Source organism: Ruegeria sp. AM2 (assembly GCF_056540685.1).
Map to the genome: position 1 here is coordinate 1 of NZ_JBQFXE010000012.1, position 25,741 is coordinate 25,741.

A 25,741-nucleotide genomic window follows, 5' to 3' on the forward strand; every position below is an offset into this window, starting at 1 on the left:
TCCCGAGCGTCCCACCGTCTCTCCGATGCGTCCGCGCCGTTCCCAGCGCCCCAACAACAACCTCAGCTGCGCCGGTGAAGGGCGTTCTAAGCGCTACGAACACAGGCTGCAAGCAGAAAATTACATACTGCGAACTTTTTTTGCGATTTTCATTTTTTTTGTTACTTTCCAAGTATTTAAACAAAGCAACGACTGACCAAACAACACGAGACGAGCCAAAACGCAGGAATCAATATAGGACCTGGACCATGCTCGGATCTGTAAGGACGCTATATATTGCGGAGTCACGTGTTCAAACTACAAGACTCGATGGCACGGGCATCAATGATCCGACTCGATTCCGTCGCCAATTCCATTGGGAGACCTCGAAAACTGGATAACAATGGATAGCCAACCCTTGCGCTCTTGCGTGGGATGCGGTCAGGTCGCCGATTAGGAATGCCCGAGTTCACCGCACCATGATCGACAACCCTTTTCCGCGTATCAATACAGTTGGCTTTGACGGCTTTCTGATTTCCTTTTCCAGCGAAATGGCCGAACCGTCGAACCGCGCGGCCTTGGCCTTTCAGAGTGCTGTTGAGTCCGCGCACTGGGACGGGGTAATCGAGACATCGGCGTCTCTTGCATCGACATATATCCGATTTGATCCCGAACAGACGCCCCACACAGAAATTTCAGACCGGGTCCGGCAACTGCTGTCACAGCAGGACTGGTACAAGGCCCCCTTGCCCACCGGCCGTCGGTTGTGGCGCGTTCCGACAGTCTACGGCGGCAGCTTGGCACCGCAATTGGACGAAGCCGCCGAGGCCGCAGGACTGACCACGGCTGAGGCGATCCGGCGGCTCAGTGCAACTCGGGTCCGCGTTCTGACAATCGGTTTTGCGCCGGGGCAGCCCTATCTCGGGCCATTGGGGCCCGAGTTCAACATTCCTCGCCTCAAGGAACTGACACCTATGGTGCCTGAAGGCGCGTTGGTTTTGGCTATCTCGCAATTTGTACTGTTCTCGGGCCCTACACCGACCGGGTGGCGACATATCGGTCAGACGGCATTTCGCTGCTTTCGCCCGGATGCAGAGCAGAGCTTTGCCCTTAGGCCCGGAGACGAGATGCAATTTCTACCGGTCTCGCGTGATGAGTTGGAAACCATCCTCGCCGATAATGCAGATGGGACAGGTGGGGCCGTGTGTCAGGAGATCACCGTATGAGCCTGATGGTCCACCGCATTGCTCCGGCCTGTACGGTACAGGATCTGGGACGAGCCGGATATCTGGATCAGGGTCTGTCCCGTTCGGGTGCTGCAGACACGCTGGCGCTGCACGAGGGCGCTGCTTTGCTAGGCCAAAACCCATCTCTAGCCGCTCTGGAAATGGGAGGTATGGGCGGAGAGTTCGAAGCGACACAGCCTGTTCACATCGCGCTTACTGGTGCGCCCATGCAAGCAAGCGTTGATGGCAACCCCGTGGTCTGGAACGCCGCACACCTGTTGGAGGCCGGGCAGCGTCTGGTCATTGGTGCCACCGCAAAAGGAAGCTATGGGTATCTGCATCTGGGCGGCGGAATAGATGCCCCAGTATTTCTGGGCTCGCGCGCGACCCATCTGACAGCGACGATCGGACGAACAATTCAAGCCGGCGACGTGTTGCATGCGGGATCGGGGTCAGGTCGATCGGGGTGGAAACTGCAAGTGGACGACCGGTTCTCGGGCGGTGTTTTGCGCGTGGTGGCCAGTTTTCAGACCTCTTTGTTCGATCAAGGAACGCTGGATCGCTTTTCCCGGACCGAGTTCCGCCGAGGCGCTCGGGCCAATCGGATGGGTATGCAATTGGAGAGCCCTGGCGAAGGCTTCGCCGCCAAAGATCAGTTGAATATTTTGTCTGAGGTGATCACTCCCGGCGATATTCAAATGACGGGCACCGGAAACCCTTTTATCCTTTTGCCCGAATGCCAAACGACCGGCGGCTATCCCCGCATCGCAACTGTACTGCTTTGCGACATGCCGCGCGCCGCACAAACGGCGGCGGGAGCCTCCGTCCGCTTTGAATTTGTGTCGTTGGAAGAGGCGGTCGCACTGAATCGCGCGCACATGGCCGAACTGGCGCGTCTGTCAGATCGGGTCGAACCTTTGGTGCGGGACCCGCATGACATCCCCGACCTTCTGTCCTACCAATTGATCAGCGGAATGATCTCCGCCACCGAATAAGGAGTTGCACCGATGCCAAGCGTCGATCTGAATGCAGATATGGGGGAAAGCTTTGGCCCATGGAAAATGGGTGATGATGAAAGCCTGCTCAAGATCATTACCTCGGCCAATATCGCTTGCGGCTTTCACGCAGGTGATCCAGACGTTATGGCGAAAACGATGGCTCTGGCTGCCGAAAACGGCGTGGGGATCGGCGCACATCCCGGCTTTCCCGATTTGCAGGGCTTTGGGCGCCGCAATATGAAAGTGCCCCACGACAGCTTGCGCAATCTGGTGCGCTATCAACTGGGGTCGGCGATGGGCATGGCCAAGGCGGTAGGCACCACCGTTCGGCACCTGAAATTGCACGGGGCGCTGGCCAATATGTGCTCGGTCGACATTGACATGGCGCGGGCTTGCTATCAGGGGGCGCTGGACGTTGACCCCGACATCATAATCATGGTCCTGGCTGCAACCAAACAGGAAGACGCCGTGCGCGAGCTGAGGTGCAAATGGGTCGGCGAGATTTTTGCCGATCGCGCCTATAACGACGATGGAACTCTGGTTGATCGCAGCCTGCCTGGCGCTGTGATCCACGATCCGGACATCGCGGGGCCGCGCATTGTGAATATGGTCCGCGAGGGCGCAATCATCACCGAATCCGGGAAACGGCTTGAGGCATCCATCGACACGATCTGCCTGCATGGCGATGGCCCAACTGCGGTCCAGATCGCCCGGTCCGTGCGGGAAAACCTGATCGCGAGCGGGGTTGAGGTGACAAAGTTCATCCGCTGATCATATTGGCGTAAGACCATCTGCCTATATTCAGACTGTTGCCCGCAGCGGTCGCAGACCCTAGCATACACGCAAGTATATGTTCTGAATATTACAAATCCGGATGGACACATGTGCCAGCGGCGCATGAGCGAGGAGGATCGTCAATGTCATTGGACCTGATGTCATACCAACCCCGGGGTGACAAAACGAACTCGGAGTTTTTTCACGAATATCTGCCAATGATCTATGAACGACGCGCCAGCTCCGGTGTGGCGGATCAAGTCGGACCGATGCGGGCCATCGTCATTCAGGTCGAGCCGGACGCATTGTTCGACACTCTGGTCGAACTTTATGTGATGACGCCTTACCGCCACACATCCAGTTATCTGGGGCCGACACACAAATTCTCGGTGATGCATTCGCACCCGGACTATCCGGCACTGATTTTGATGGCCCCGCTCAGCCCGTCTTTCGAGGACTTCATTCCACGCATCAACCGCATGTATCCACTGGCGCGCGGGACGCCGCAGACGCGCTATGTGGGCGAGGTTTTTGCCGCCTCGGACCTTACCGCACTGAGCAAAACGCTTGAGGATCAGAATATCCGTTTCGAATATTCTGGAGACACCGAAAACCCTTTCTACACGCTCAACGGGTTCCGGTTTACCACGCCATCGGACTTCACCTGCAACCGCGTCGGATATTCGACGCTGGATTTCAACGATCCCGATAGTCTGGGCCTCGGCGACCGCGTATTGCTGAGCGATGCGGAACAGGCAAAACTGGATCAAGCCGCCGCATTCGGATCAGACAGCAAGATCGCACCGCTGATGCTGGGTATCGACCACCTCGCAACCCGCGTTCTGGCCGGTGAGCGAGAGGACGCGATCCTCGAATTTCTGACAATGGTGCCCTACTACTTTTGGGGGGCGTACAACATCTTCGACATGAACTCGTCGACCAACGTCAATCGGAACGCCAATGTGGACGATGACAAGAAGTCCCCGGCCAAGGTGTTCACGGCCAACAATACGCCATCCTTCGTCAACTCTTTCGCCAAACTGCCCATGCCGACCGAGGATTTTGTGCGCAATTTTGGCCGCCGCCTGCATCATATGGCAGTCGAAATTCAAGATGGCGATCATGGCGCGGGTGAAAAGAACGTCGATTTCGTGGTGAACACGCTCAAAGACAAGGGCGTGCCGTTTCTGGCCCATGTGGTGGGCGAGTGCAAAGACGATCCAAACCTGAAACAGATCTTCTCAAAGCACTCGAAACACACGCTGCTGATCACCGAGTATATTGAGCGTTGCCACCATTACGACGGGTTCTTCACCAAGGACAACGTGGCCGCCCTGACCGCTGCTGCCGGGCAGGATGAGCAATACGAGCACGGGCACGTTTTTGATTGAAAAAAGGGCTGCGAGTCCCCTCACAGCCCAGACCCATCCAGGAGAGTATGTCGGATCTTATGACGGCCCGATCATGAAACAGGTGACGTTGCGGGCTTGAAGCCTGCGACAAGCCAGATCGGCTTGTTCGCGTGTCATGCCCTGAAATGTCGCGTCAAAGCCCCTTGAGCTTTTGTTTACCTTGCGCAGCGTGCCTTCCAGCGTCGTCATTTCTGAAAGTGCTGTCTTCAGCAAGATTTTCTCGGCTTCGTACCGGGTGGTGTATCGACCGACATTGACGCCCCAAAGGTGACCGCCTGAAGTCGACAAACGTGTGACGACCTCGGGTTCTGGTTCGGGCAGAACCGCGGGATCAGTCGACGCCAACACCAAATCATCCGGGCGTTGCGCGGGGCGCGGTGCGCCGTTTGCATCCGTGGGCTGGATATCAGCAGCGGCGATGGCCGCAGCGATTCCGTCCTGGATACGCGCGCCGTTCTTGGCCGCCGTTGCCGCCACATTTCCAGCGACCTGAACCGCGGCACCAGCGCCTGGTCTCAACACCGGACGCAGGCTGGTGGTCGGCGCCGCAACCAGACGGGCGACCTTGGCGTTCAGACCCGCATTCCCTGCATAGACAGGTCGCGCAGGTTTACGGATCGGTGCTCGCGAGGGTGCGCGGCGGAATCCCATGTCGAGCAGCTCTGCTACTTTGGCATTGCGCGATGCACCCGACTTGCCCCCGAACACGGTCGCAATGATGCGCTCGTCCTTACGTTTGGCCGAGGCCACAAGGTTGAACCCTGCCGCGCGGGTGTATCCGGTTTTGATCCCGTCTGCGCCTTTATAGGCGGCCAGCAACCGGCGGTTGGTGTTTGGAACTGTCTTGATGCCTGCATGGGTCGATTGGCGCGAAAACAGATTGTAATACTGCGGATAGTCATACAGCAGATGACGGCCAAGCGTGGTCATGTCCCGTGCGGTGGACAAGTGCCCCGATTCCGTCAGGCCATGGGCGTTCTTGAAGGTCGTGCGGCTCATCCCCATTGCCTTGGCAGTGCGCGTCATGCGGCGCGCAAAAGCAGCTTCGGAGCCGCTGATCGCAATCCCGATGGCTGTGGCGGCATCATTGGCCGATTTCACCGCTGCCGCGCGGATCAGGTACCGAAATGCAATTCTTTGACCTGTGCGCAAACCCAGCTTGGACGGAGGCTCTGCCGCCGCCTTCTTGGTGATGCGCACTTGGGTGTCCAGTTCGATCTCGCCATTTCTGACAGCCTCGAACGCAATATAGAGCGTCATCATTTTGGTCAGCGACGCCGGATGCAACCGTGTGTCTGCGTTCCGCGAATGCAGAACTTCCCCGGTTCGGGCGTCGATGACCATCGCCGCATATGGGGCGGCGAGCGCTTGCACAGATGCAAAAGCCAGCATCCACAATGCCGCGATAAGGAATAAGCCCATTCGGGCCGGAGCTGTCCGCCGAATCTGCACGATCTTTGCCTCTGTCTGCCTCGGTCCGCCGGATTTTCCCGGTCGGTTGATTTTATTTTGATAATCTCAAGGCTAACACAGAGGTGCCTTCAAAGAAACCGAAAGCTCAGTTTTGCGGCTTCACAATTTCATTTAGTTCGACACCATATATTGTAGCACCCCGCCTGAAATGCACTACACAGGCGAAAGTGTCAGAATTCCGGCCACTGGCGACGCGGAAAATTCTGAACTGAGACCAATCGGCAACAGGTCAGGGCATCGACTGCACAAGGGATGATAACTCGCCCAAATCTGACAGCTCCCGGAATCGCGGGTTGTCAGTGGGGGCTTCGGCTTGCTCGACCTCCCAAACCAACCCATGCGGGACATACACGCCCCAGCATCCGGCCTGAATCGGGGCCACCACGTCCGAGCGCATCGAATTGCCAATCATCATCGCAGCCTCAGGTCCATCTCCATGTTGAGAGAAGATTGATTGGTAAGTGTGGGCCGTCTTTTCAGACACGATTTCGACCTCGTCAAACAGTTCACCCAGTCCCGACTGTGCCAGCTTCCGCTCTTGATCGATCAGGTCGCCTTTGGTGATCAGTATGACACGCCGCGAACGGGCCGCCTCTTCGACAGCTTCTTTGGCATGGGGCAACAACTCAATCGGATAGGCCAACATCTCTTGCCCCGCTTCGATCAGCTGCCGGATGACCCGAGCGGGCACTCGGTCGTTGGTGACTTCGATCGCCGTTTCAATCATTGAAAGCGTAAAGCCTTTGACGCCATACCCATAATGTCGAATGTTGCGTTTCTCCGCGGCCAGCAAACGGCCCATCAGATGATCGCGCTCTGCGTGGTCGGCCAGAAGATCCGCGAAATAGTCCTGCGTGATCTGGAAAAACCTCTCGTTATGCCATAGGGTGTCGTCTGCGTCGAAACCGATTGTTGTCAGTTTTTCACCCATTCCCAATACGTCCACTTACTCTTTTCTCCGGCGTATTCGACGTTATATAAACGCACAGATAAATCGAAGCCTGAATCAAACGAATGCACGCGACACTGGAAAACCAATGGACGATGTCCGATAACCCGGATGACGACGGTGACGCGTCTGTCCTGGTGCAAACGCGTCCGAAAACAAAACGCCCGCCGCTGTACAAGGTGCTACTGCTGAACGACGACTACACCCCGATGGAGTTTGTAGTGCATGTGCTCGAACGGTTCTTTGGCATGACACATGCTCAGGCGTTCGAGATTATGCTGACCGTTCACAAGAAGGGCGTTGCCGTCGTTGGTGTGTTCAGCCATGAGATCGCCGAGACCAAGGTGGGACAGGTGATGGATTTCGCGCGCAGGCATCAACACCCTCTTCAATGCACAATGGAACGCGAAGAGTAAGGCGCGCTCTGTCCGGATTTGCCCATGTCCCCTCGTTTAGACCTGGCCCTGCAAAGTGGCCTTAACCTGTCGTCTCCGCTTAGCGTTTTGGGGCCTAATCCTGAACATGATCTGTCGGCCTTGCCGCGCGATGCCCAGATCGTTCAGGCGTTCAAACCGTTTCACGATCATTTTCAAAACCTGGGGTTTGACGCGGTTCCGATCTCGGACGTGTCTTGCCAGGATGCAATCGTGTTCCTGCCCCGCGCCAAGGCGCTGGCGCGCGCGATGGTCCATCGTGCCTGCACCCGCGCCAATGGCACAATTGTCGTGGACGGGGCCAAAACTGATGGCGTTGACAGTATACTGAAAGACATTCGCAAACGGGTTGCGATTGAAGGACCCATCTCAAAAGCGCACGGCAAGATTTTCTGGTTCACATCCGATCCCCACGCGTTCTCGGACTGGGCAGAGCCGGATCAACAGGTGGTCGATGGCTTCAAAACCGCGCCGGGTGTTTTCTCCGCCGACGGTCCTGATCCGGCATCAAAACTGTTGTTGACCTCGTTGCCCACAAGCCTGGGTGCCCGTGTTGCAGATTTAGGGGCTGGCTGGGGGTATCTGTCGGCCCATTTGTTGAACGCCCAGGGACTTGAACAACTGCATCTGGTTGAAGCCGATCACATCGCTCTCGACTGTGCCAGATCCAACGTCCAGGACCCACGCGCGCAGCTTCACTGGGCCGACGCCGTCACATGGAAAGCGGCTGAGCCCTTGGACAGCGTCGTCATGAACCCGCCGTTTCACACATCTCGCAGCGCCGATCCGGCGTTGGGACAAGGGTTCATTGCCTCTGCCGCGCGCAACATGACCCGCAGCGGGAACCTATGGATGGTTGCGAACCGCCACCTGCCCTATGAGGCGACATTGGCCGAAGTTTTCGTAAAGGTCGCAGAGGTGGCCGGCGACAACCGGTTCAAGGTTTTTCACGCCTCTCGCCCTAAGCGATAAGGGCCGCTAACCTGCACCACAACTCAGGAGGATTCGCATGTCGTTTTCCATAGCGGGCAAAACCGCGATCGTTACCGGTGGAGCAAATGGCATCGGGTTGGCCATTGGTCGCCACTTCGCGGATGCAGGTGCGAATGTTGTGTTTGCGGACATGGATGAAAAGCGCTTGCTTGATGAATTGGGCGAGCAGAGGGACGACAGTAATATCCGCTATTTCGCAGGCGATTTGCGCGAAAGGCTGACGATTGCGAACCTGCTTTCGGCAACGCTGGATGCGTTCGATCAGGTTGATATTCTGATCAATGGCTCACGACAGGTCATCCCGTCCGACCCGCTGGACCCGGATGACGACTCGGTCCGAACTTTGCTGAATCAGAATCTGATGCCCGCATTGCGACTGAGCCAGCTGGTCTCGAAACGCATGATCAAACAGGCAAGTAACAACAACGACAACCCGGCAGGGTCGATCATTAACCTATCCTCCATCGCAGCCCGCCGAACGCATCCCGATCTGATGGCCTATTCAGTCTCAACCGCAGCGCTGGATCAGATGACGCGTTCCTTGGCCGTCGCACTTGCCCCGAATCGCATCCGCGTGAACTCGATCGCGCTGGGGTCGGTCATGAGCGCTTCGCTGCAATCGACCCTCAAGGAAAATCGCGATTTTCGAAATGACATCGAAAAGCATACGCCACTGGCGCGCATCGCCGCGCCGACAGAGCTGACCGAAACGGCCCAGTTTCTGGCCTCGGATGCGGCGGGGTTCATGACCGGGCAAATCCTGACGATCGATGGCGGTCGCACTCTGCTTGACCCCGTTGCTGCGCCAGCCCACTAAGCACCATGTTTGACACTGAAAAATCCACCGCCTCAGCCTGGTTCCGCCAACTGCGCGACGGCATTGTCGCCGCGTTCGAAGCACTGGAAGACAGTCACGACATCGGACCGTTTTCCGATGACCGGCCGGGCCGGTTCAAGGTCAAGGAAACCAAACGGCAGTCAGACGACGGAACAGATGCAGGCGGTGGCCTGATGTCAGTCATGCGTGGTGGCCGGGTTTTTGAGAAGGTCGGCGTAAACGTATCGACCGTCTATGGGACATTAGGCGCGCGCGCGCAGGCGGCGATGGCGGCGCGAAAAGGTATTCCCGGCATGACTGAAGACCCGCGTTTTTGGGCTTCGGGCATCAGCCTCGTGGCCCATATGCAAAACCCGCATGTCCCGGCGGTTCACATGAACACGCGGATGTTCTGGACACCGCATGCCTGGTGGTTCGGAGGTGGTTCAGATCTGAACCCATGCATCGAGTATGGCGAGGATACCGAGCACTTTCACACCACGCAAAAGGCGCACCTGGACCCACACGGACCCGCGCATTACCCCCGCCTCAAAGACTGGGCGGATAAGTATTTCTACATCCCACACCGCAAGCGCGCCCGGGGTGTTGGCGGCATCTTCATGGATGATTTTTGCACCGGCAACTGGTCTTCGGATTTTGCCCTGACACAGGACATAGGTCGCGCTTTCCTACCCGCGTTTTTGCCTTTGGTCGAAAGGCGCAGGGTTCAGGATTTCTCAGAGGCCGACAAAGAAACCCAACTGATCCATCGCGGTCTCTATGCGGAATACAATCTGGTTTATGACCGCGGGACAAAATTTGGGCTGGAGACCGGGCATGATCCCGATGCCGTTCTGATGAGCCTGCCGCCTCTGGCCAAATGGGTCTGATAGTTTGACCACGATTTGATGTGGCCGCTGTTTGCAGCGATCACCAGGTGAAGCCGTCCATCAAAAGCCGAAGTCCAGGAAATTGTCATAGCAGTAGCCTTGCGCCGTTGCTGCGGTCATGTTCTCTCCTACACGCTTCACACCGACCGAGTAGCTGGGTGAGGTATCGGCCCCTTCAGGCGGTGTCAGTGAAAACTGTACCGTCCTGACGCCGCGCTCATAGGCTTTCGAGATGTAAATCCGCTGGTTCGCCTGGGTTCTGAGCGTGCGGATGGCATAATCACCAATCCCGCACCAATAGGCCACCGGTGCCGATGTACCGGATGCCGCGACCTCATAATTGCCGTTGCTCAGGGGTGTCACTGTTGTCCGAAATGCCGGATACGAACCGACCCCAACCCCAACGGCCGGCGCCACACCTGGTGCCAAGACTGTGACCGCCAATACGGCGGTTCTGACTATGCGCATGATCACCTACCCAAATGCGAAATCACTCAACTGCATTTTCTATTGCCAGAAAACAGACAGAACCCCTGATTTTCAAGGAAATTATGTGTCCGGTTTCTTCTGGTTAGTTTGAATGAACGCGTCCGCCCACATCTTGAGGCGACAGCGCGACGGTCTTGATGACCGCGTGGCACGCGCGGCCCGGTTCAAGCCTAAGCGCGGCGACGGACCGGCGAGTCACACGGGCCAAGACCACCCCTGCTGGCGTTTTGACCGCCACAATGGCCCCAGGGCCGTCACCGGCGCGGATGGCCTCGACATGTCCGGACAGCACATTCAGGGCAGACAAACCTTCCGGAGGTTTGCTCGACAGGATAACTTCCTGTGCGGGGATACGGATGCGCAAAGCTTCTCCGACCCGGTGCGGTATGCGTGGCAGGAACAGGCGCGCGCCTCCGGCGTCCAACTCCGATAACCCATCCTGGTGATGCGCGGCCACACGAACCTGCAGCACCGCGCCCACAGCTCGCACACCAGCCGGGGCGACCGATGGGTCTGACAGAACATCCGATGCCGGGCCGTGGCGGATCACCTTGCCATCTTGCAAGGCCACAACTGACGTGGCCAATCGGGCGACCTCGGCGGCAGAGTGTGTCACGTAGAGGATCGGAACCGAGACCTCATCTCGCAGACGCTCAAAATACGGCAGGATTTCAGATTTGCGCGCATCATCCAAGGCGGCCAGAGGTTCATCCGCAAGGATCAGTCTCGGGCTGGCAAGCAAGGCACGCCCGATGGCGACGCGTTGTTTCTCGCCCCCTGACAGCATCGCCGGACGGCGGTTCAACAAGTGCCCGACGCCCAACATCTCGACCACATGATCCAGGTTTTCCCGCCTTGCATCACGCGGTGCGAACCACCGGCCATAGGCGAGGTTCTGCTTCACCGTCATATGCGGGAACAGACGCCCTTCCTGAAAAATGTAACCCAGGCGCCGCCGATGCGGCGGTAGCCAATTACCCTGATCGGTGTCAAACAGAACCCAATCATCGATCGCGACCCGACCGGCACCCGGTCGCAGCAAACCTGCAACGGCGTTCACGATCGTTGTCTTGCCCGAGCCTGAACGACCGAACAAAACGGTCACACCAGAGGGCGCATCAAAATCCAGGTCCAGCGCAATACCAGGCAACGCGTGCTTTATCCTGACGGACAGGCTCATGATCCGGCCACCCGTTGGGCCACCCGGCGGCCCACATATTCCGACAACAGCAGCGCGCCCATGGCAATCGCGACAGAAACGATCACCAACCGCATCGCCGCGCTTTCGCCTCCGGGGACCTGCAAAAAAGCATAGACGGCAGAGGGCAAGGTTTGCGTCTGACCGGGGATGTTGGACACAAAGGTAATCGTTGCGCCGAACTCTCCCATGGCTTTGGCGAAGGCCAGAATTGCGCCTGCAATGACACCCGGCAAGATCATCGGCAGGGTTACTGTTGCGAAGACAAAAACGCGCGAAGCACCCAAGGTTGCACCCGCCTGTTCCAGCTTTGGATCAACGGCTTCGATCGACAACCGAATCGCGCGCACCATCAGCGGAAACGCCATAATTCCGGCTGCCAGTGCAGCACCCGTCCAGCGAAAGGCAAAAACAATGCCCAGTTCGGCCAGCAGCTTGCCGAGCGGCCCCTGCAACCCAAACGTCAACAACAACAAGTACCCTGTTACCACCGGAGGAAGGATCAGTGGTAGATGCACCAACCCGTTCAGCACCTGTCGCCCAGGAAACCGCCAACGGGCCAGCGCGTATGCGATGAATATCCCAAATGGCAGAGTGATCAGCGTGGCCCAGAAGGACACGCGCAAGGACAGCCTCAGCGCCTCAAGCTCTGCCGGTCCGAGCCATCCCATCGGCTTACCCGCTCGGCAGGGTAAATCCCTGCCTCAAGAAAACGGCCTCGGCTGCCTTTGATTGCAGAAAGTCCAGAAAACCCGCGGCGCCCTGCCGTGCGTTTGACGTCAAAGCCGCGGGATAAATGATCTGCGGATGCAGATGGGATGGAAACTCAGCCACAACCCGCACACGATCATCAGCCACCGCATCAGAGATGTAGACAATACCCAAAGGGGCTGCACCGGTCGCAACCAACGCCAGAGCCGCCCGGACGTTGTCGGTCTGTGCAACCCGGTCCTCAACGCCCGCCCATTGCCCCAGACCCTGCAAGGCGGCCTTGCCGTAAATACCGGCGGGAACAGCCTCGACCAGTGCCATCGCCAGGTGGCGACCTTTCAATTGCTTGCGAAGATCAAGATCGTTTGGAATCGAAAGTGACGGGCTGTCAGGCGTCCCAATCAGCACCAACCGGTTGCTCAGCAAATCGACCCGTGAGGCGGTATCGATCAGCCCTTGCTGTTGCAACACGTCCATCCAGTCTGCATTGGCCGAGACAAAGATATCAGCAGGAGCCCCCAGTTGAATCTGCCGGGCCAAAACCGATGACGCCGCATAAGAAATCACAACGTCCTGTTCGGTATTCTTCGCGAATTCTTTTGAGATCTCATCCAGAGCGGTCTTGAGACTCGCCGCAGCAAAAACCAAAACTTCGTCGGACACGGCCTTAGTCGGCACCAAAAGGGCGGCACAAATGGCTGACATAGCAAACAGGTTACGCCACGCGCCGATCATCTTGTGCCTCCGGTTCAAAGGGTTGCGACTCCTTTGGGCATATCCGAGGGGACAAGCCACAAGCAAGGCCCATTGCCGGGGGCTTCGCATGTTCCAAGGGCGGCAAGTCACGTCGCAAAAGGGATTGATCTCAGCGTGAGAAACGGCTGACTGTGAGATTGAACCAGACAGGACCCAAAGATGCTGCAGCAAATCCCCGGCCTGATCGACGCGATCCGTGCAAAGTTCGCCCATGTCGAGGCGTGCCCGTTTCAGGGTCCCCGTGTTTTCTTTGAGAATGCAGGCGGCGCGTTAACGTTGAACTCGGTGGTCGAAACCTCGGCCAAATTCGCGGCAATCCCCGACAATCAGGGGCGCGACAATGTTGCCAGCCATGCGCTGGTCGACATCATCAATCAGACCAAGGCGGATTTGTCCGTGTTCATGAATGCCTCTGGCGGTCAGTTCTTTGTGGGCGAGAGCGGGACTGAACTGCTGTTTCGCATGATCCGTACGGCCTGCGTCAATGCGCCAAAAGGTGGAAAGGTTATCGGCAGTTCCATCGAACACCCCGCCAGCCGCAGCGCCGCGCGCCGTTGGGCCGGGATCGCCGGTCTGGACTATGTCAACGTCCCGCATAACGATGCGACCGGCCTTGTTACAGCCAAGGATTATCGCACCTACATGACACCGGATGTCGCGGTTGCGACGATCCTGCATGCGTCACCAGTGACGGGCATGGGAATGGATGTCGCCGCCATTTCTAAAGTAATCCGCGAGGTGGCCCCGGAGTGCTTCATCATCGTCGATGGCATCCAACATGCCGCCCACGGTCAGATGGATTTGGACAGTTATGACATCGATGGCTACGCCATCTCACCCTACAAGGTGTTTTCGCGCCACGGCTACGGCATCGCCTGGATATCAGACCGCCTGACCGCGCTGCCCCATGACCAACTTATCGACGCGCCCGCAGAAGGTTGGGAGTTCGGGACACGTGATACCGGTGCCTACGCCACAATGTCCGATGTCGTCAGCTATTTTGACTGGCTCGGCGCACAAGTATCTGATGCAAACGACCGACGCAGCCGGATCGAAGCCGCCGGTCAGGCCGTTCACGCCTATGAAACCCACCTGACAAACGCCATGATCAACGGGAGCGGAAACCTACCCGGATTGCGCGACATGGACCATATCTCAATCCTTGCCGGTGACGACAATCCGGCTCGCGAAGCCCTCGTGTCGATCACAGTGCGTGGCATTGCTTCACCCGAAGTGGTGACGCGTCTGAACGACCAAGGCATCCGGACGCACACCCGTAAAGCCGACCATTACAGCGGTAACGTCCTGACGCCTTTAGGCCTGACAGATTGCATCCGCATCTCACTGTGCCATTACAACACGGAACAAGAGGTGGCCCAGCTTCTCACCGCGCTCAACGAAATGCGGTCCTGAATAGATTTCCGCTTGGGAGAAGTAAGAATTTCTTCTAGACCCTCTTGCACCTCCGCGCGGGCTTGGCTACATGAGCCCTCACGGGTGATTAGCTCAGTTGGTAGAGCGCTTCGTTTACACCGAAGATGTCGGGAGTTCGAGTCTCTCATCACCCACCATTCCCACCTTATTATCGAGCGCATTTAGGGCTTCAGAAATTTGGCTGTTCCAAGGGTGCGTTGTTTCGGCGATGCATTTTGCGGCGGTGCTTCGATTGACGTAGATGCTTGGCCACTCAAGCCAGCTTCCGCAAACCCCGGCGGTTCGCAAGTGACGCCGTTGTTGTCCGGATCGTACCGCGTGTGGTAGCCCGGTCCACCGGAATAGAACGGTCCAATTCCCATCTTCCAAGCCACGTCGCAACCGGCCATTGCGATCAAATGAATCACGGCACCTTCGCGGTCAAATGCGCTGACTCGCACAAACACCCCGATCGAAACTAGCGCGACGCTGAGCGGCAATGCCAAAATCATCAAGAGAATACGCCACGGCGACAAAGCCTTGCGGCGCAGAACTTCGGCGCGCTGTTGACGCTTTTTCGCTCTGCGTGACTGCTTGCCATCTTGGACTGGGTCTGATTGTGCCTGCATGCGGCAAACTATGTTCCAGCTATGTGGCAATCCCGTGACCATAGCAGGACACCGCCCGCGAAAAAAACCTTTCCGCACAGCAAAGCGGATCGAGTCAGAAGTGGCTACCTTACAACATGCACGGCGCAAGCGGCGTGACGCACCACATGCGCTGCGGTTGAGCCCAAAAGAAGGTCCTGCATGCCGGGCCTGTGCGACGCCATGATGATCAGATCGGGAGCGTTCTCTTCGGCCCAATCCAGGATCGTTCGCCCCGAGTGACCCTCGATCACCAGCCCGCGTGCATTTGGCAATCCTGCCGCCAACTCGTCCAGCTCGGTCTGGATGGCCTTGCGTGCCTCTGAGAGATACTCGGTCGGCATGTACGAGATCGCATAATCCGGAATATGCTCAACCACATGAAGAAGAACGATCTCGGCGCCGGGTGTTGCCAGAAGTTGCGACAGTTTCAGCGGGCCTGAAATATCACGCTCGGCATCGAAGGAAATGGGAACAAGGATTTTGTGATACATGACATGCGCCTCCGTTAATCCGTGATCACCCTGACGGGTGTTTGCGACGGCGGCTTTGATCCATGTCAGGATTCTCCAAATGTTTCAGCCACATCGTACATGACGGGCTCGAAGCTCTTGCATAATTCATTGATGCTGCGGTTGCGGTCGCGCATCTCGGGGTCGCGCAGCATGGCCAAAAAGTCTTCGCGGCGCTCCCACTGCGAGTAGTTGGCGATCCGTGTCTGAGCATCGTTCACATGCAAACCTGCGGCGATGAAACCGGGCTGTTTTGAGATAAAGTTCGCATAGGCGTCTGTCAGCGCCTCAAGCAGATCCTGACACGTCCCAGGGGTCATTTCGAAGGTGGTGATGACGGTCTGAGTGGTGTTGTTTTTGGATATCGTTGGCATCGGGAATCTCCTATGGCTGGCCCGAGCCTAGCACAGCTTTGGAAAACGCCATCGGATTCTGCGAAAGTTTGCGGTTGATGTCCCAACGGAAAAACTGGCCGCTTGGATGAAGCGACCAGTTGCAGTTCAGATCAGCTTTCGATCCGCATAATCACCGAAGCCGCACCTCGTACCGCTTCGGACCAGCGCAACCTGACGCCGCTTTGATCAGAACCCTGATTCAGTTCGACATAGGGCGTCAAAAAACGTGTCTGGTTCAAAGCGGTTCGCAGCGGCCCCAGCACCACAACGGCGTCACAGCTGCGCGCTTTTCCACCAAAGGGCAGCCGGTCCTGAGAATCGGCGAACCAGGCCGAGGAGGCCGAATTCTGCGTAAGGCGCAGCCTCAGAGGATTCGAGCTTTTGGCCGCAATCCCGTGAAACGTGTTGTCTTCGAAATTCACGTTCAGATGCCGGTCGGAATTGAGGTCGGCAAAACTGGTGTCCACCCGCTCGGCCCTGTCGATGCTGACATTGTTCACCCGGAACTTGTTACCGGTCACGGTCAGGCCGTTGAGAAAATGACCACTGCCATAAGGACGGATCACGAAATAGCTGAACCAAGGCGCAACATCGCTGGAATAGAATATGTTGTCCGTCACGCTGAGCGCACTAAAGGAAAAACCTGTCGTATAGTCCGGATTGGCATCCCGTTCATTTGTCCACTCAATGGAACAATTGTCGACATAGTTCTCGGCAATGGATGAGCTGTTGTAGCCGCCGATCAGAACCAGACCGGCATTGCGGATACCGTTGGGAACGCTGTCGCCCTGGAAGAAATGGTTTCCGAGGACAAGGTTATTGTCGCCGCCCAGAACCGCGAAATGGTGGAACCGTGTGGCCCTGTTATGGCGCAGCTTCACGTCATTGGCGTTGCTGTTTAATGCGATCGAACTGCGGTCCGCCACGTCCAGGCTTTCTTCGGTGGACAGGAATTGGCACCCATCGATCAGCATGCCCTGACACCCAAGACCGATTGACGTGATCCCGCGATCCTTGGGGCGGCTGATGAAACAGTCCTTCAGCACAAAGGTATTGCCGCCGGGGGACAATCGAACCGCGCTGGACCGGCCATTGCACTGAAATTCGATGCCTTCCATGTTGAACTTCTGCAGCGCGCTGAAGCCGCTGAAATCCAACGCATATTTGAAAGCAGAAAACGTAAAGGTCTGCGTCCCTGCCGCATCATAAATCGGGGCATTCAAAGTTATTTCACCTGCACCCGCATCCTTGGACCGCACATAGATTTCACGCCCCACACCGCTGCCTTCTACCAAGCAACCGACCGGAATATTGGCTATGTTGGCCACGTTGGACAGTTTATAAGGATCGTTCGGCGTGTAGGTCGCGACCGAGGTGAAACTTTCGGTGTCCCAGGAACTACTGCTTTTGACATCAAACTGACCATTGCGGATGACGCGCCGTGTGGCATAGCCCGCCCGGTTCGGCACCGCGGCAGCCATGTCGATCGGGGCGCTCACTTCGATCTTTCTGCCGCCCAGGTCCAGAGACTCGTGATCCGAACCGTTCAGCAATGCCTGAAAGGCTTTTTTGAACGCCAAGGTCTCGTCCCCGAAGGCCGAGATATAGGCAGGCAGGTCAAAGTTCTTGGTCAGAAGCAGCATCTGATCGTCGGGCATTGTCACGGTGCCATCAAAGACGACCTCAGACGCCAAATTGGTGGTCTGAGCCAGATGGTAAGTGCCTCGGGGCACATAGATTTGCCTTCCGTTCGCAGCCTGATCTGCGGCTTCGAACGCCGCCGAGTCGTCTGCGACGCCATCGCCAACCGCCCCGAAATCGCGCACATCGACAATGCCGATCATGTCGCGCAGGAAAACGCTGGTTACGTCGGATATCTGAAGGTCATCGACCCGCACAACGGCCCCGTTGGCGCCTTCGATATCCAGGCCAAAATGGCCGTATAGCGCGGCTGCGCCCCAGGACATGTCCACACCCGACCGCAGGCCCGTGCCAACAATGGCGGTGATCTCGTGGACCGTCCCGTACCCCGTTAGCTGTGTGGCCGGCCCCTGCTCGACCAAGCCGGCAATATGGGCATCTCCAGCTCCGCCCGCCCATCCCGCAATGCGCACTGATGGCAGCGGTCCGCTGATGGCCTTGACCCGCGCCTTGATCTGCAAATAGCAGCCCGGCAGAAGCTGGGTCTGGCCCATATACCGCAATTGCTGCGTGGCGGCTGTCTTGTAAACCTCAAGACAGCCTGCAAAATCAGCGTCTGCCGGAACGAACACGCCGGACCCAGACCCCTCGTATGTGGGTGAGCCGGGCGTGCCATCGCCGCTGGACCATACACCCAACCCGTCGGCAAAGGCGGGAGGCATGAAAACGATTCCGTCGGTGACTGCCTTATTCATAGAGATCCCTTTCCCAAATGCGCCGTAAAAAATTTGCGGACGCCAAAACCCTCGGTCCGGGTCAGTCCCGAACGCGAAGCTCTGAGTATCGAAAAGGGATTAACCGGCGGTCTTGCGACCGTGACGGTGGTGTTGCGTCAGGCCGACGGGTCCGAGTTGCCCAGCAGTTGGACGCCATTGATTTTCCAGCCGTTTTCCAGCTGAATCATCTGATAGTCCAGGATGTGAACACGACCGTCACCGTCCACGACCATGACTTTCTGCCAAAGATTTCCTGCGATTTCGCGCAGTTCCAAAAATCGCACATCGGCAGGGCGCCAGACCATGGGATACCCGTTGCGAACCATGGCTCCGAAATTCTCGGGGGTCTGAAACAGGCGCTGGATGTTGGGGCTGGCAAAGGTAAAGGCGGTTCCAAAATCGTCCGCTCGGAACGCCTGAATCTGCGCCGCTATGTTGGCCTCGATCTCAGCGCTTTGAGCAAACGCAGTTGAGGACAGCCCGAAAATCAGGGTTACGGCAAGCAATAGACGACGCATGGGACTACCTCCTGATCCAAGAGTAGCCCCATGTTGTGTCAGGTCAAATCAGGCCAGTTCTCCTGCAAGCGCCTTGTCGATCAGAGCAACGGTTTCTGGCACCCCATAGAGCGCAATGAACCCACCAAACCGAGGTCCCTGTGAGGCCCCCAGCAGCACCTCATAGAGCGCGGTGAACCACCCTCGCAGCGGATCAAAACGATCGCGACCGACGGCGTAGACAACAGATTGCAGCGCTTCATCCTCAACCGGCCCGTCATAGGCCTGCAATGCGGTTTTCAGGGCTTCCAGAGCTTCACGTTCCTGATCCGTCGGTGCGCGGTGTTGACGCGTCGGTTTGACGAAGTCGTTGAAATAGCGAACCGCAAACCCAGCCGCTTGATCCAGATCGGGATGCGTTTGCGCGGTTGCCTCAGGGGCATAACGGCGAATAAAGCCCCACAAAGCCTCTTTGTCCTCTGCACCGGACACCGAGGCCAGGTTCAACAGCATCGCAAAGGGCACCATCAGCGTCGATGCGGGCACATCTCCACCGTGGATATGCCAAACAGGATTGTTCAACTGAGCTTTCAGGTCCTGCCCCGGATAGGCACGCAACTGCTGGTGATATTCGTCATAAGCCTTCGGAATGACGTCGAAATGCATCCGCTTTGCGGTTTTCGGCTTTTGATACATGAAATAGGCCAGCGACTCGGTCGGCGCATAGGTCAGCCACTCATCAATCGACACGCCGTTGCCCGAGGACTTGGAAATCTTCTGACCATTCTCATCCAGAAACAGCTCATACGAGAAATGTTCTGGCGCACGGCCACCCAGACCCCGGCAGATGGCGTCATAAATCTTCTCGTTTGTGGCATGTTCCTTGCCATACATTTCGAAATCAACGCCCAACGCGGCCCAGCGCGCACCAAAGTCCGGCTTCCACTGCAACTTCACATTGCCGCCGGTTACGGGCACGGTCCATTCCTTGCCGTCCTCGTCATCGAATGTAACCGTATAGGTCTCGGCGCAGACCTTTTTCATCGGCACATACAGAACGCGGCCCGTTTCGGGGTGGATCGGCAAGAAAATCGAATAGGTTTGCTGACGCTCTTCGCGCAGGCTTTTCAGCATGATCGCCATGATGTCGTCATAGCGTTCCACCGCCCGCTTCAAAATCTCATCGAATTGCCCCGAGCGATAAAAATCCCGTGCAGAATAGAATTCATACTCGAACCCAAAAGTGTCGAGGAATCGCCGCAGCATTGCATTGTTATGCGCGCCAAAGCTGTCGTATTCGCCAAACGGGTCCGGGACCGAAGTCAACGGGCATTGCAGGTACTCCTGCAAAGCTTCGGGGTTCGGCACGTTACTGGGCACTTTGCGCATACCGTCCAGATCGTCCGAAAAGCAGATCAACTTGGTCGGAATATCGGACAGCGCTTCGAACGCGCGTTTGACCATCGTTGTCCGGGCCACCTCGCCAAACGTACCGATATGCGGCAGGCCTGAAGGGCCATAGCCCGTCTCGAACAACACATACCCCTTTTCCGGAGCGCCCTGTCTGTAGCGTTTGAGCAACCGGCGCGCCTCTTCAAAAGGCCAGGCCTTTGACGTCATGGCGGTTTCACGCAGTTCAGACATGTGTTTTGATCTCCATCCGGGACACGCACCGACCGCCCAGTGCGACCAGCCCGCCTCTCCTATTGTGCCGTTGCAGCATGAGTCAACAAAGCCCGCGCAATTTCCTGCTCCTGCCGCCTGTTCCACTGGCCGGACCCGTTCGACAAACAAGGTGTTGAACCTGAGCGCGGCGGCTCATATCGTGCGCGATCAAAGGGCCCTTATCAGGACAGGTACATGACCGATCAAAACCCTCACCCGATGTCTCCGCAGGATTGCCTTGTGGCGATCATGGTCGCGGTCTCTGCATCTGACGAAACCATCCGGACGGCGGAACTGGTCAAGATCGAAGGTGCGGTGAATATGCTGCCGGTTTTTGCCGGTTACGATATCGACCGTACTCGCCGGGTTTCGCAAATCGTGTTCGATCTGTTTGAGCAGGAAGATGGCCTGGACGCCCTGTTTGGTCTGATCCGAGACAACCTTCCAGAACGGCTGAACGAGACCGCCTACGCGCTGGCCTGCGATGTGGCCGCAGCAGACGGATCGCTTGCGGAAACCGAGCTGCGGCTTTTGGAAGAAATTCGTTATGAGCTGAGTATTGACCGTCTTCACGCCGCCGGGATTGAGCGCGGAGCCAGGGCCCGTCACACCGTCTGACGTCAGCTGCCGTACAGCGCGCCCCATCTTTCGATCAACGCGCGCTGTAATTTACGCGACCTGCGGTTCCAACTGCGCGCGCCTTCAGGTCGCTCGCGCAAAGCTCTTGGAATCGTCGCGCGGTGTTCGACATCGGCAGTGAATATCGCAAAGGCAAGGTCCGACCCGTCCGCCGTTGTCAGAAACCCACCCAAACCAGAAACAAAATTCAGCGTACCAGTCTTGGCGTCCACCTTTATCGGGTGGTTCTTGACCGTCCGTCCCTGACTGTCCGTCAGCGCGAAAGGTTTCAGCAGCGGGCGCAATTCTTCCGAGTTTTGCGCGGCCACGAGTACGCCAACCATGTCGCCGGGTGCCACGCGGGACGCATCAGACAGACCTGAATGATCCGCCATGGCAATTCCACGCACACCGTAGGTCTCGGCCGCCCAACGGTTCATTTCAGCCGCAGAATCCGACAGGGAGCGTATCGCAGCACCCCGGTGCTTTGATGCGGCCATACCGACCATTTCCGCCGTCACATTGGTCGAATACTTCAGCATTCCACGCAAAATGGAATTCAGCGGATCGCTCTTGTGCGACACCAAAACCGTGCCTTTAGGTGCTTCACTCGTGATCTGCACCCGTCCAAGCAAAATCCCGTTGGCCCGCGCGAGGGTTCGAAAAACATCGCCTGCATAAAGCGCGGGTTTACGAACCGGCAGCCATCGCGCACCGCCATTGCCAAGCGCACCCTTGGCTACGGTCCAGCGATCCTGACGGGCACTGGGTTCGTAAGTGTAGATCGGCAAGCTCCGCGCTTCGACATCCATCGAGGCCATATCAACTGCAGGCGTGTACTTCGTGCTTCGCGCATCCATCGAGATTTCGTAGTTCGCCCCGGCCCGTTTCCACTCGAAATGCACTCGGTTGAAGTTCAGCGAGATACCACTGATCGCCGGGCTGTAACCCAGATGGTCCGGCTGTCCGGGGTCGATGGAGAACACATAAGGTAGCGCCCCGTCATAGACTTTGAACGCACCGCGAACCTCTGTGATCCCGGCTTTGCGAAGGTTGGCGGCCATCGTCGCCAAAGCATCCGTGTCCAGCAAAGGATCTCCGCCACCCACAAGGATCAGATCACCGTTGAGAATGCCGTTCTCAATCGTCCCATCAGCCACCAAGGTCGTTTCAAAGCGGAAATCCGGCCCTAGTACGTCGAGCGCGTACATCGCCGTCAGCGCCTTGCCGACGCTGGCCGGAGGCAAACCCTGATCCGCATCAAAGCCCTCAAGGAAGGTACCAGTTTTAACATCAGCAACAGCAAAAACAACTTCACCCTTCAAACCGGCCGAGCGAATGAGACGCTCTGCCCCGCTTGGCATTTTTCCACGCAGTTGGGGCCGCAGCGACGTCAGCGGGGCGTCAGCAATCCCCGCAACAGGGAGCATCGTGGCCCCTAAACCGGTAAGGAAAATACGTCGTGAAATACGATTAACCATGGCTCAAATAAAATCCCAGACATCGCGGGCAAACAACAGGTGATTGAAACTATGCGCCTGCAGGAGCTATTCGGGCAACACCTGATTGGCCCAATCGCCGCGGGTGCGAATGTCGGTCGAACTGACATCGACCATCGGAACATTGACAAAACACCACGCCGGGGCTTGCGCTCGGCCTAGCAGATGCCGTGCCTGACCATCGATACGGTATTTGGCATACAGCCGCGCCGCGGGCGACATCCTTGCAGAAATCCGATCTCCCGGTCGCGCAACAACTCCGACTGGTACGCCATCCATTATCCGACGCCAGTCTTTCCATTTGTGGAACTGTGCCAGATTGTCCGCACCCATCAGCCAAACGAATTTGACGTCCGGGTACAGCCGCCGCAACGCAGCCAAGGTGTCTGCCGTCGCCCGCGTCCCGGTCAGCGCTTCGATATCCGTCACGTCAACATGCGGATGTCGCATCATAGCCCGCGCGGCCGCGACGCGTTGCGCCAGAGGCGCAGGGCCCCGTTCTTTCAGCGGATTGCCCGGAGACACCAGCCACCACACCCGGTCCAGCCCAAAGGCTTTCATCGCCTCACGGGTGATGTGCACATGGCCTTTGTGCGGGGGATCAAACGATCCACCCAAAAGACCCACAACCTGTCCCGGTCGGGCAAACGGAATGCAGTTTCGCTCCATTATTCGCTGTTGCCCAAATCTAAGCCCAATTGTCAATCAACAGGTTGCACCTTGTCACCCAACCTGACCCGACCTGCCCGTACGACCTCGGCACACCAGCCCCCATGGCCGCGCACCGCCGAATAGCCACCTATTCCAAACGCTTCCTCCATCCGGCTGCACGGCGCGCAGATCACGGTAAAGCGTAAAATCGCCTCGCCCACCTGCACTTCACGCCCCTTGAGCGCCGCAAGGTTGATCCCTGATACAACCAGATTGCGCCGCAGTTGGTCAGGCCCAATCGGGGCTTTTCCCAAATACGAGCCGATCGCCGCCAGATGTTCCTGCTGGATCAAGGTCACTGCCCGCTTTCCCGCACGCGCACGGTCGCCGTCGAGCCCAGTCCCGGCAATAGACACTTCACCCAGCGCAACCATCTCAGCACGTCGCTCAGGCCTGACACCTATCCAGTCGACGCGCCCAGGCTGCGCCCAACCGGCAATCAGCTTGGACAGTTCCGGCATATCAACTCCTTCCCTTAGTTTCATAAAACGACCCAGGGCCGGTTCGAATGGAATTCACAAAACCACCAGCTTGCCCCGCCCGCCCGGCTCGGATATCCAGCGTTTCAACCCAATTTCCCCGACCCAGAGGACGCGACATGGCCGCCTATCAATATGTCTACCACATGCAGGGTGTCTCAAAGACCTATCCCGGTGGCAAGAAGTGCTTTGAAAACATCCACCTGAGCTTTCTGCCCGGTGTGAAAATCGGTGTTGTTGGCGTCAACGGCGCGGGTAAATCGACGCTGATGAAGATCATGGCGGGCCTCGATGCCGATTTCACCGGTGAGGCTTGGGCCGCCGAGGGCGCCAAGGTCGGCTATCTGCCGCAGGAACCGCAGTTGGATGAATCGCTGACGGTCCGCGAAAACGTCATGCTGGGCGTCGCCGCGAAAAAGGCCAAGGTCGACCGGTTCAACGAGATCGCCATGGAGATCGCCGAGAATTACTCGGACGAGCTGATGGAGGAGATGACAACCCTGCAGGACGCGATCGATGCCGAGAACCTCTGGGACCTCGACAGCCAGATCGACGTTTCGATGGAGGCGCTGCGCTGCCCGCCCGACGACGCCAACATCGCCAACCTCTCGGGCGGTGAGAAACGCCGCGTGGCGCTCTGCAAGCTGCTGCTCGAAGCGCCTGATATGCTGCTGCTTGATGAGCCGACCAACCACCTGGACGCCGAGACCATCGCATGGCTGCAACAGCACCTGATCGACTACAAGGGCACCATCCTGATCGTCACCCACGACCGTTACTTCCTGGATGACATCACCGGCTGGATCCTCGAACTCGACCGCGGCCGCGGCATTCCGTACGAGGGCAACTACTCCGCATGGCTGGAACAAAAGGCCAAACGTCTGGAGCAGGAAGCCCGCGAGGACAAGTCCAAGCAAAAGACCCTCCAGCGCGAATTGGAATGGATGCGTCAGGGCCAGAAGGCCCGTCAGGCCAAATCCAAGGCCCGGATCAACGCCTATAACGAATTGGCCGAACAGTCCGAACGCGAAAAGCTGACCCGCGCTCAGATCGTCATCCCCAACGGCCAGCGCCTTGGCGGCAAGGTGATCGAGGTCGAGGGCCTGTCAAAACACATGGGCGACAAGCAACTGATCGAAGGGCTGGATTTTGCCCTGCCCCCCGGCGGCATCGTCGGCGTCATCGGCCCCAACGGGGCTGGTAAATCGACGCTGTTCAAGATGCTGACCGGTCAGGAACAGCCCGACAGCGGCACCATCACGCTGGGCGACACGGTCGAGCTGTCTTATGTCGACCAATCCCGCGACGACCTGAAAGACAACGAAACCGTGTGGGAGGCGATCACCGGCGGTGCCGAGATCATCCAGCTGGGCGACGCGCAGGTCAATTCCCGCGCCTATTGCTCATCGTTCAACTTCAAAGGCGGCGACCAGCAGAAAAAAGTCTCGCTGCTATCCGGTGGTGAGCGCAACCGCGTCCACATGGCCCGCCTGTTGAAAGAGGGCGGCAACGTCCTGCTGCTCGACGAACCCACCAACGACCTCGACGTCGAAACCCTGCGCGCGCTGGAAGACGCACTGGTCGATTTCGCCGGCTGCGCCGTGGTCATCTCACACGACCGCTTCTTCCTCGACCGGATTTGCACGCATATTCTGGCTTTTGAGGGTGATGCGCATGTGGAATGGTTCGAAGGCAACTTCGAGGCCTATGAAGAGGACAAAAAACGCCGCCTGGGTCCGGACGCGCTAGAACCCAAGCGGTTGAAGCACAAGAAGTTCGCGCGCTAATT

General features: G+C 57.7%; 27 protein-coding genes and 1 tRNA gene. 13 read left to right on the top strand and 15 right to left on the bottom strand.

Translation table 11 applies throughout. The features are described from left to right. The 5 genes from ACR0CR_RS17375 to ACR0CR_RS17395 all read left to right on the top strand — a co-directional run. Positions 1-196: hypothetical protein (locus ACR0CR_RS17375; protein WP_480601544.1), on the top strand; the 196-nt coding region annotated here is incomplete at its 5' end. A 262-nt stretch (positions 197-458) separates the two neighbouring features. Then, positions 459-1,205, top strand: a complete 747-nt coding sequence (locus tag ACR0CR_RS17380) for a 5-oxoprolinase subunit B family protein (protein WP_480601546.1) — start codon at positions 459-461, stop codon at positions 1,203-1,205. Beyond that, positions 1,202-2,200 (top strand): 5-oxoprolinase subunit C family protein, encoded by a 999-nt coding sequence (locus tag ACR0CR_RS17385; RefSeq protein WP_480601548.1) that lies wholly within the window; start codon positions 1,202-1,204, stop codon positions 2,198-2,200. The genes ACR0CR_RS17380 and ACR0CR_RS17385 overlap by 4 nt, the downstream gene beginning before the upstream one ends. A gap of 12 nt (positions 2,201-2,212) precedes the next feature. After that, positions 2,213-2,974, top strand: a complete 762-nt coding sequence (locus ACR0CR_RS17390; protein WP_480601550.1) for a LamB/YcsF family protein — start codon at positions 2,213-2,215, stop codon at positions 2,972-2,974. Positions 2,975-3,120: 146 nt separating this feature from the next. Beyond that, positions 3,121-4,368, top strand: a complete 1,248-nt coding sequence (locus ACR0CR_RS17395) for a hypothetical protein (RefSeq protein WP_480601552.1) — start codon at positions 3,121-3,123, stop codon at positions 4,366-4,368. A 57-nt stretch (positions 4,369-4,425) separates the two neighbouring features. Here the strand turns inward: ACR0CR_RS17395 and ACR0CR_RS17400 are convergent, their stop codons facing one another. Together ACR0CR_RS17400 and ACR0CR_RS17405 are read right to left on the bottom strand one after the other, a co-directional pair. Continuing rightward, positions 4,426-5,811 (bottom strand): D-alanyl-D-alanine carboxypeptidase family protein, encoded by a 1,386-nt coding sequence (locus ACR0CR_RS17400; RefSeq protein WP_480601554.1) that lies wholly within the window; start codon positions 5,809-5,811, stop codon positions 4,426-4,428. Positions 5,812-6,091: 280 nt separating this feature from the next. After that, positions 6,092-6,793 carry an HAD family hydrolase gene (locus tag ACR0CR_RS17405; protein WP_480601753.1) on the bottom strand — a complete coding sequence of 234 codons (702 nt, stop codon included), beginning with the start codon at positions 6,791-6,793 and terminating at the stop codon, positions 6,092-6,094. Between the two features lie 83 nt (positions 6,794-6,876). On the opposite strand from ACR0CR_RS17405, the gene clpS reads away from it, so the two are divergent. From clpS to hemF, 4 genes are read left to right on the top strand one after another with little or no spacing between them, the layout of a single operon-like run. Then, complete coding sequence (gene clpS, locus ACR0CR_RS17410) at positions 6,877-7,227, top strand: ATP-dependent Clp protease adapter ClpS (protein ID WP_480601556.1); 351 nt, start codon at positions 6,877-6,879, stop codon at positions 7,225-7,227. 24 nt (positions 7,228-7,251) lie between these two features. Further along, a complete protein-coding gene (locus ACR0CR_RS17415; RefSeq protein WP_480601559.1) occupies positions 7,252-8,217 on the top strand; it encodes a class I SAM-dependent methyltransferase in 966 nt (321 codons plus the stop codon). Positions 8,218-8,254: 37 nt separating this feature from the next. Next, complete coding sequence (locus ACR0CR_RS17420) at positions 8,255-9,055, top strand: SDR family NAD(P)-dependent oxidoreductase (RefSeq protein ID WP_480601561.1); 801 nt, start codon at positions 8,255-8,257, stop codon at positions 9,053-9,055. A gap of 5 nt (positions 9,056-9,060) precedes the next feature. Then, the gene (hemF, locus tag ACR0CR_RS17425) at positions 9,061-9,945 is read left to right on the top strand and encodes an oxygen-dependent coproporphyrinogen oxidase (protein WP_480601563.1); all 885 of its coding nucleotides are present in this window, start codon (positions 9,061-9,063) and stop codon (positions 9,943-9,945) included. Between the two features lie 60 nt (positions 9,946-10,005). Here hemF and ACR0CR_RS17430 read toward each other — a convergent pair whose 3' ends face one another. The 4 genes from ACR0CR_RS17430 to modA all read right to left on the bottom strand — a co-directional run bounded on the left by ACR0CR_RS17430 (position 10,006) and on the right by modA (position 13,078). Next, positions 10,006-10,308, bottom strand: coding sequence for a hypothetical protein (locus ACR0CR_RS17430; RefSeq protein ID WP_480601565.1), 303 nt, complete (start codon positions 10,306-10,308; stop codon positions 10,006-10,008). A gap of 208 nt (positions 10,309-10,516) precedes the next feature. Continuing rightward, complete coding sequence (gene modC / locus ACR0CR_RS17435) at positions 10,517-11,614, bottom strand: molybdenum ABC transporter ATP-binding protein (RefSeq protein WP_480601567.1); 1,098 nt, start codon at positions 11,612-11,614, stop codon at positions 10,517-10,519. Beyond that, on the bottom strand, positions 11,611-12,303 hold the full coding sequence (modB, locus tag ACR0CR_RS17440; protein WP_480601569.1) for a molybdate ABC transporter permease subunit: 693 nt from the start codon (positions 12,301-12,303) through the stop codon (positions 11,611-11,613). Before modB ends, modC begins: the two co-directional genes overlap by 4 nt. 4 nt (positions 12,304-12,307) lie before the next feature. Next, a complete protein-coding gene (gene modA, locus ACR0CR_RS17445; protein ID WP_480601571.1) occupies positions 12,308-13,078 on the bottom strand; it encodes a molybdate ABC transporter substrate-binding protein in 771 nt (256 codons plus the stop codon). Positions 13,079-13,258: 180 nt separating this feature from the next. On the opposite strand from modA, the gene ACR0CR_RS17450 reads away from it, so the two are divergent. After that, positions 13,259-14,512: an aminotransferase class V-fold PLP-dependent enzyme gene (locus ACR0CR_RS17450; RefSeq protein WP_480601573.1), complete on the top strand. Its 1,254-nt coding sequence runs from the start codon at positions 13,259-13,261 to the stop codon at positions 14,510-14,512. Between the two features lie 82 nt (positions 14,513-14,594). After that, positions 14,595-14,670, top strand: a tRNA-Val gene (locus ACR0CR_RS17455). Between the two features lie 24 nt (positions 14,671-14,694). On the opposite strand, the gene ACR0CR_RS17460 is transcribed toward ACR0CR_RS17455, so the two are convergent. The 6 genes from ACR0CR_RS17460 to ACR0CR_RS17485 form a co-directional block, all read right to left on the bottom strand. Continuing rightward, positions 14,695-15,141, bottom strand: coding sequence for an excalibur calcium-binding domain-containing protein (locus ACR0CR_RS17460; protein ID WP_480601575.1), 447 nt, complete (start codon positions 15,139-15,141; stop codon positions 14,695-14,697). A gap of 104 nt (positions 15,142-15,245) precedes the next feature. After that, positions 15,246-15,653 (bottom strand): universal stress protein, encoded by a 408-nt coding sequence (locus ACR0CR_RS17465; protein WP_480601577.1) that lies wholly within the window; start codon positions 15,651-15,653, stop codon positions 15,246-15,248. A gap of 65 nt (positions 15,654-15,718) precedes the next feature. After that, positions 15,719-16,045, bottom strand: coding sequence for an antibiotic biosynthesis monooxygenase family protein (locus ACR0CR_RS17470; protein WP_480601579.1), 327 nt, complete (start codon positions 16,043-16,045; stop codon positions 15,719-15,721). A 131-nt stretch (positions 16,046-16,176) separates the two neighbouring features. Beyond that, positions 16,177-18,462, bottom strand: a complete 2,286-nt coding sequence (locus ACR0CR_RS17475) for a glycosyl hydrolase family 28-related protein (RefSeq protein ID WP_480601582.1) — start codon at positions 18,460-18,462, stop codon at positions 16,177-16,179. A gap of 137 nt (positions 18,463-18,599) precedes the next feature. Beyond that, positions 18,600-19,001 carry a DUF4864 domain-containing protein gene (locus ACR0CR_RS17480; RefSeq protein WP_480601585.1) on the bottom strand — a complete coding sequence of 134 codons (402 nt, stop codon included), beginning with the start codon at positions 18,999-19,001 and terminating at the stop codon, positions 18,600-18,602. A 48-nt stretch (positions 19,002-19,049) separates the two neighbouring features. Beyond that, the gene (locus ACR0CR_RS17485) at positions 19,050-20,624 is read right to left on the bottom strand and encodes a lysine--tRNA ligase (protein WP_480601588.1); all 1,575 of its coding nucleotides are present in this window, start codon (positions 20,622-20,624) and stop codon (positions 19,050-19,052) included. A 216-nt stretch (positions 20,625-20,840) separates the two neighbouring features. Between ACR0CR_RS17485 and ACR0CR_RS17490 the strand changes: the two genes are divergently transcribed. Then, positions 20,841-21,263 carry a tellurite resistance TerB family protein gene (locus tag ACR0CR_RS17490; RefSeq protein ID WP_480601590.1) on the top strand — a complete coding sequence of 141 codons (423 nt, stop codon included), beginning with the start codon at positions 20,841-20,843 and terminating at the stop codon, positions 21,261-21,263. Positions 21,264-21,265: 2 nt separating this feature from the next. Here ACR0CR_RS17490 and dacB read toward each other — a convergent pair whose 3' ends face one another. The 3 genes from dacB to ACR0CR_RS17505 all read right to left on the bottom strand — a co-directional run bounded on the left by dacB (position 21,266) and on the right by ACR0CR_RS17505 (position 23,934). Continuing rightward, entirely contained in the window at positions 21,266-22,744 is a 1,479-nt protein-coding gene (gene dacB, locus ACR0CR_RS17495; protein ID WP_480601592.1) for a D-alanyl-D-alanine carboxypeptidase/D-alanyl-D-alanine endopeptidase, read from the bottom strand. A gap of 66 nt (positions 22,745-22,810) precedes the next feature. Continuing rightward, complete coding sequence (locus ACR0CR_RS17500; protein WP_480601594.1) at positions 22,811-23,431, bottom strand: nicotinate-nucleotide adenylyltransferase; 621 nt, start codon at positions 23,429-23,431, stop codon at positions 22,811-22,813. 32 nt (positions 23,432-23,463) lie between these two features. Then, the gene (locus tag ACR0CR_RS17505; RefSeq protein WP_480601597.1) at positions 23,464-23,934 is read right to left on the bottom strand and encodes an MOSC domain-containing protein; all 471 of its coding nucleotides are present in this window, start codon (positions 23,932-23,934) and stop codon (positions 23,464-23,466) included. A gap of 137 nt (positions 23,935-24,071) precedes the next feature. Here ACR0CR_RS17505 and ettA point away from each other — a divergent pair, with 137 nt between their 5' ends. Next, complete coding sequence (ettA, locus tag ACR0CR_RS17510) at positions 24,072-25,739, top strand: energy-dependent translational throttle protein EttA (RefSeq protein WP_480601600.1); 1,668 nt, start codon at positions 24,072-24,074, stop codon at positions 25,737-25,739. Positions 25,740-25,741: the final 2 nt, after the last annotated feature.